This window comes from Methylobacterium oxalidis (assembly GCF_007992195.1).
Classification (GTDB): Bacteria; Pseudomonadota; Alphaproteobacteria; order Rhizobiales; family Beijerinckiaceae; genus Methylobacterium; species Methylobacterium oxalidis.
This window is the reverse complement of sequence record NZ_BJZU01000190.1, coordinates 1-6,177: the sequence shown is the minus strand read 5'-3', so window position 1 is coordinate 6,177 and position 6,177 is coordinate 1. Positions and strand designations below refer to the sequence as shown.

The window sequence follows — 6,177 nt, the reverse complement described above, 5'->3', positions numbered from 1 at the left end:
TAATCGATTCAGGTCAGTGCAGGAGGTTCCCGAAACGGACGATGCCGGGCTCGCTCGTGCGGCCCGGCATCGGATCAGACTCTCCGGCGGAGGGCGCGGCTGGCGCCGCCCCCGTTCACCACTTGTAGTTGAAGCCTGCGCGAATCAGGTCGCCCTCGGTGCGGAAGCGCGAGGTGTAGGAGCCCGGGGCCGCAGGAAGCAGGCCGCCCGCCACGAGGACGTTGCGGCTGCCGAGGTCGTAGCGGAGATACTCGGCCTTGATCGTCACGGCCTGGGCGCGCAGCAGCGGGCCGACGAAGTTGAACCGGTTCAGGAAGCTGTCGGTCGGAATCGCGAACTCGATGCCGCCGCCATAGGCGAAGCCGGTCTCGAGGTCGTCGTAGCGGCCCGAGTAGGCGAGGGGGTTGCCCGCCGCGAGGCTGAAGAAGTTCGCCCGGTACAGCACGTTGCCGTAGGCGAAGCCGCCGGTGCCGTAGACGAAGACGCGGTCGAAGGCGTAGCCGACGCGGCCGCGCACGGTGCCGAGCCAGTCGAGCGTCTGCTGGAAGGCGGCCGGGTCGAGGCGCTGGCTGAAGTAGGTCGGGCGCTTGGAGATGTCGGTCCAGGTCGCGTCCGCCTCGAAGCCGACCACGAAGCCGGAGCCCGGCGTGAACTGATAGTTGTAGCCGATGCCGCCGCCGAGGCTCGTCAGCCCGTCCTGCTCGGCGCTGATCCGGGCCGGGCGGAAGCCCTGCCGGACGTTGTTGGTGGTGAACGGATCGTTGCCGAAGGTGCGGATCGGGCCGTTGTCGGTGATGACGTAGCCGGTGTTCGTGCCGATGTAGAACCCGGTCCAGGTGAAGACGGGGACGGGGGTGAAGACCGGCGGCGGCTCGGCGCGGCGGGGCAGGTCGGCGGCGGCGGCCGCGCCGGCGACGAGAATCGATGCGGCGCTCGCGAGGAGAAGCGTCTTGAACACGGTGCGGGCTCCCGGAAACGGGGTTCTGATTGCCCGAGACTAGGGGGAGACGCGGTGCGCCCCTATGCCACCTTTGCCACAGGGTGCCGAGAAAAGTGGCTTCCGGCCCGGAAATCCTCAGTTTGACTGAGCAGGAACACGGCAATGTGAGCGGTCGCGCTGCAAGCGGGCGTCACGATTCCGTGGGCGGCTTGCACGCGGCGGGGCAACGTGAGAGGCTTCCTCCGTCCGATACAGACGATGCGGGAGAGCCCAGTCCGGCGACAGCCGGGCATGGCGCCGACGGAGCAACCACCCCCGGAAACTCTCAGGCACAATCACCGCACTCGTTGGACGATCTGGAGAGAGGCGCCGCACGGCGTCCACCGAAGGAGAAATCTCACCCCCGCCGGTGAGAGAAGCTCTCAGGTAACCGCGACAGATGGGGGCAGGGGCAGGATCCGCTCGGGTTCTGCCTATGCTGTCTGTTGCGGAGAGACCGGATGCGTCCCGATATCGTTCCCGAGACCGCCGTCGAGCGCGATGCTCCGGCGCACGCTGCCCCCGAAAGCCCCGCCCCCGAAACCCTCTCCCCCGAGATCCCGGCCGACAAGCCGCCCGCCGACGCGCTCGCCGAGACGCCGCTGCACGCGCTCCACCTGCGCCGCGGCGCCCGCATGGTGCCCTTCGCGGGCTACGCCATGCCGCTCCAGTACGCGCCGGGGCTGCTGAAGGAACACCTGCACACCCGCGCGGCGGCCGGCCTGTTCGACGTCTCGCACATGGGTCAGATCGAGATCTCGGCCGGCTCCGGCCCGGAGGAGGCCGCCGCGGCGCTGGAGCGCCTGATCCCGGCCGACATCCTGGAGCTCGCTGAGGGTCGCCAGCGCTACGGTCTCCTCACCGACGAGGCTGGGGGCATCCGCGACGACCTCATGGTCGCCCGCCTGCCCGGCCGGCTCCTGCTCGTCGTCAACGCCGCCAACAAGACGGCCGACGCCGCCCACCTGCGGGCGTGCCTGCCGGACGGCATCCGCGTCGCGGAGCTGCCGCGGGCGCTCCTCGCCCTGCAGGGGCCGGGAGCGGAGGCGGCCCTGGCACGGCTCGCCCCGGACACGGCCTCCCTGCGCTTCATGGACGTGCGCGAGACCGCGATCCTCGGCGCCGGGGCGGTCGTGTCCCGCTCCGGATACACGGGCGAGGACGGGTTCGAGATCTCCCTGCCGCCCGAGGCGGCGGAGGCCGTCGCGGAGGCGCTCCTCTCCGACCCGGCGGTGATGCCGGTGGGCCTCGGGGCGCGGGACTCGCTCCGGCTGGAGGCGGGCCTGTGCCTGCACGGGGCCGACATCGACCGGAACACCGACCCCGTGGAGGCCGGCCTCGCCTGGGCGATCCCGGCGGCGCGGCGCGCGGGCGGCGCCAGGGCCGGCGGCTTTCCGGGCGCGGAGCGCATCCTCGGCGCGCTGGCGCGGGGGCCGGAGCGCCGGCGCGTCGGCCTGCTGCCGCAGGGCCGGGCCCCCGTCCGGGCCGGCGCCGTCCTCTACGCCGGGGAGGGGGCGGGCGAGCCGGTCGGCCGCGTCACCTCGGGCGGCTTCGGGCCGAGCCTGCAGGCACCCGTCGCCATGGGCTACCTGCCCGCCGCGCTCGCCGAGCCCGGCCGCACCGTGCTCGCCGAAGTGCGCGGCCAGCGCCTGCCCGTCGCGGTCGCCCGCCTGCCCTTCGTTCCGCCGGGCTTCAAGCGCGGCTGATCCCCCTTCGCGATTCCCATCCCAACATCCCCATCAGGAGACCGTCATGCTGAGATTCACCGACGAGCACGAGTGGCTGAAGCTCGAGGGCGACGTCGCCACGGTCGGCATCACCGCCCACGCGGCCGAGCAGCTCGGCGACCTCGTCTTCATCGAGCTGCCGAAGGTCGGCGCGCGCCTCGCCAAGGGCGACGCGGCGGCGGTGGTCGAGTCCGTCAAGGCCGCCTCCGACGTCTACGCCCCGGTGGCCGGCGAGGTGACGGAGATCAACGCCGCGGCGGTGGACGATCCGGCCTCGGTGGCGGCCGACCCGCAGGGCGGGGGCTGGCTCTACCGGATCCGCCTCGACGAGCCGTCCGCCCTCGACGGGCTGATGGACGAGGCCGCCTACGCGGCGATGCCGAAATAGCCCGCTCTGAGCGGGAGCCGACGCCCGGCGGGCCGGGCACGATCCAGTCACCGACAGGGATCCGGAAGAACCATGAGCGCCGACCGCTACGACCCCTACGATTTCGCCAACCGCCGCCACATCGGCCCGAGCCAGGCCGAGATCGCCGCCATGCTCGCCGTGGTGGGCGCCCCGGATCTGCACGCCCTCGTGGACGAGACCGTCCCGGAGAGCATCCGGCAGGCCGAGCGCATCGATTTCGGGCGCTCGCTCACCGAGCGCCGGGTGATCGAGCACATGCGCGCCGTGGCCGACCGGAACCGGCTCCTCGTCTCGCTGATCGGCCAGGGCTACCACGGCACCACCATGCCGCCGGCGATCCAGCGCAACATCTTCGAGAACCCGGCCTGGTACACGGCCTACTCGCCCTACCAGCCGGAGATCAGCCAGGGGCGGCTCGAGGCGCTCCTCAACTTCCAGACCCTGGTCTGCGACCTCACCGGCCTCGACGTGGCCAACGCCTCCCTCCTCGACGAGGCGACCGCGGCGGCGGAGGCGATGGGCATGGCCCGCCGCGTCGCGACGGCGGAGGCCGACACCTTCTTCGTCGATCGGGACTGCCTGCCCCAGACCATCGCGGTGCTGCGGACGCGGGCGGCGCCGCTCGGGTGGCGCATCGTCGTCGGCGACCCCTTCGCCGATCTCGACCCCGGCGCCGTCTTCGGCGCGCTGTTCCAGTATCCCGGCGTCTGCGGCGCAGTGCACGACTTCTCGGGACCCATCGCGGCCCTGCGGGCGGCGGGCGCGGTGGCCGCGGTCGTCGCCGACCCGCTGGCGCTCACCCTGCTCAAGCCCCCCGGCGAGATGGGCGCCGACATCGCGGTCGGCTCCATGCAGCGCTACGGCGTGCCGATGGGCTACGGCGGCCCGCACGCCGCCTACATGGCGACCCGTGATGATCACAAGCGATCACTTCCCGGAAGACTCGTCGGCGTGTCAGTCGACGCTCACGGAAATCGGGCCTACCGCCTCGCCCTCCAGACCCGCGAGCAGCACATCCGCCGAGAGCGCGCGACCTCGAACATCTGCACCAGCCAGGTGCTGCTCGCCGTGATCGCGTCCATGTACGCCGTCTATCACGGTCCCCGCGGGCTCAAGGCGATCGCCGGGCGCGTCCACCGCGACGCGGTGCGCCTCGCCGCGGGCCTGGAGCGGCTGGGCTTCGCGGTCCACCCTGAGACCTTCTTCGACACGATCACCGTCGAGGTCGGCCCGTTCCAGGGGGTCATCCTGAGCAACGCCCTGGCCAACGGTATCAACCTGCGCAAGGTGGGGTCCGACCGGATCGGCATCACTGTCGACGAGCGCACCCGGCCCGACATCGTGCAGGCGGTCTGGCACGCCTTCGGCGGAACCGACCTCGCCTACGACGAGTCCTGGCCCGAGCCGCGCCTGCCGCAGGCGCTCGTGCGCACCTCGGAGTACCTGACCCACCCGATCTTCCACATGAACCGGGCCGAGAGCGAGATGACGCGCTACATGCGCCGCCTCGCCGACCGCGACCTCGCCCTCGATCGGGCCATGATCCCGCTCGGCTCCTGCACGATGAAGCTCAACGCCACCGCCGAGATGCTGCCGGTCTCCTGGCCGGAATTCTCCGAGATCCACCCCTTCGCTCCCGAGGACCAGGCGGCGGGCTACCGGCAGCTCATCGACGACCTCTCCGAGAAGCTCTGCGCGATCACGGGCTACGACGCCATCTCGATGCAGCCGAACTCGGGCGCGCAGGGCGAGTACGCGGGGCTCCTCGCGATCCGAGGCTACCACCTGTCGCGCGGGGAGGGGCACCGCACCGTCTGCCTGATCCCCTCCTCGGCCCACGGCACCAACCCGGCCTCGGCCCAGATGTGCGGCATGAGCGTGGTGGTGGTCGGGGCCGACCGCGACGGCAACATCGACCTCGACGATTTCCGGGCGAAGGCCGAGCGGCACGGGCCGAACCTCGCCGCCTGCATGATCACCTATCCGTCGACCCATGGCGTCTTCGAGGAGCGGGTGCGCGAGATCTGCGAGATCGTCCACGGCCACGGCGGCCAGGTCTACCTCGACGGCGCCAACCTCAACGCCCTCGTCGGGCTCGCCCGGCCGGGCGACATCGGGGCGGACGTCAGCCACCTCAACCTGCACAAGACGTTCTGCATCCCGCACGGGGGCGGGGGCCCGGGCATGGGGCCGATCGGCGTCAAGGCCCACCTGATCCCGTTCCTGCCGGGCGACCCCCGCAGCGGGGAGGCGGGCGCCGTCTCGGCCGCGCCCTACGGCTCGGCCTCGATCCTGCCGATCTCCTGGAGCTACTGCCTGCTGATGGGCGGGCGCGGGCTCACCCAGGCGACGCGGGTGGCGATCCTCAACGCCAACTACATCGCCCGGCGGCTCTCGGACGCCTACCCGATCCTCTACGCGGGCCGGAACGGGCGGGTCGCGCACGAGTGCATCGTCGACCTGCGGCCGTTCCAGAAGAGCGCCGGGATCAGCGTCGACGATGTCGCCAAGCGCCTGATCGATTGCGGCTTCCACCCGCCGACCATGAGCTGGCCGGTGGCCGGCACCCTGATGATCGAGCCGACCGAATCCGAGACGAAGGCCGAGATCGACCGGTTCTGCGACGCCATGCTGGCGATCCGCGAGGAGATCCGGGCGATCGAGGAGGGGCGCAGCGACCGCCAGAACAACCCGCTCAAGAACGCCCCCCACACGGTGCAGGACCTGATCGGCCCCTGGGAGCGGCCCTACTCGCGGGAGGCCGCCTGCTTCCCGACCGGCACGCTCGGCATCGACAAGTACTGGCCGCCGGTCAACCGGGTCGACAACGCCTACGGAGACCGCAACCTGATGTGCTCCTGCCCGCCCCCGGAGGCGTACGGGGAGGCCGCCGAATGACGCTTCCCGACGCCCGATCGTCCCCGCGCGGGGACCGTCCGAACCCGGCACTTGATCAAAGGACGGGTTGCCTCTAAGCGGACCGCGCCTTTCGCCCGGCTCCGAGACTTGAGGGCGACCGATCAGGCCCGCGCCAGCGCGGGCCTTGCCGCAGGAAAGAGACG

At 71.7% G+C, this 6,177-nt stretch carries 4 protein-coding genes and 2 riboswitches; of the genes, 3 read left to right on the top strand and 1 reads right to left on the bottom strand.

All coding sequences use genetic code 11. The features are described from left to right. Positions 1-115 precede the first annotated feature (115 nt). Complete coding sequence (locus tag MOX02_RS28875; RefSeq protein ID WP_147029226.1) at positions 116-958, bottom strand: outer membrane protein; 843 nt, start codon at positions 956-958, stop codon at positions 116-118. A gap of 233 nt (positions 959-1,191) precedes the next feature. Beyond that, a riboswitch (glycine riboswitch) is annotated at positions 1,192-1,291 on the top strand. Positions 1,292-1,294: 3 nt separating this feature from the next. After that, positions 1,295-1,381, top strand: a riboswitch (glycine riboswitch). A gap of 59 nt (positions 1,382-1,440) precedes the next feature. Here MOX02_RS28875 and gcvT point away from each other — a divergent pair. The 3 genes from gcvT (at position 1,441) to gcvP (ending at position 6,013) form a co-directional block, all read left to right on the top strand. Then, a complete protein-coding gene (gcvT, locus tag MOX02_RS28870) occupies positions 1,441-2,685 on the top strand; it encodes a glycine cleavage system aminomethyltransferase GcvT (RefSeq protein WP_147029225.1) in 1,245 nt (414 codons plus the stop codon). A gap of 46 nt (positions 2,686-2,731) precedes the next feature. After that, complete coding sequence (gene gcvH, locus MOX02_RS28865; RefSeq protein ID WP_147029224.1) at positions 2,732-3,094, top strand: glycine cleavage system protein GcvH; 363 nt, start codon at positions 2,732-2,734, stop codon at positions 3,092-3,094. A 72-nt stretch (positions 3,095-3,166) separates the two neighbouring features. Beyond that, entirely contained in the window at positions 3,167-6,013 is a 2,847-nt protein-coding gene (gene gcvP, locus MOX02_RS28860; RefSeq protein WP_147029223.1) for an aminomethyl-transferring glycine dehydrogenase, read from the top strand. Positions 6,014-6,177 lie beyond the last annotated feature (164 nt).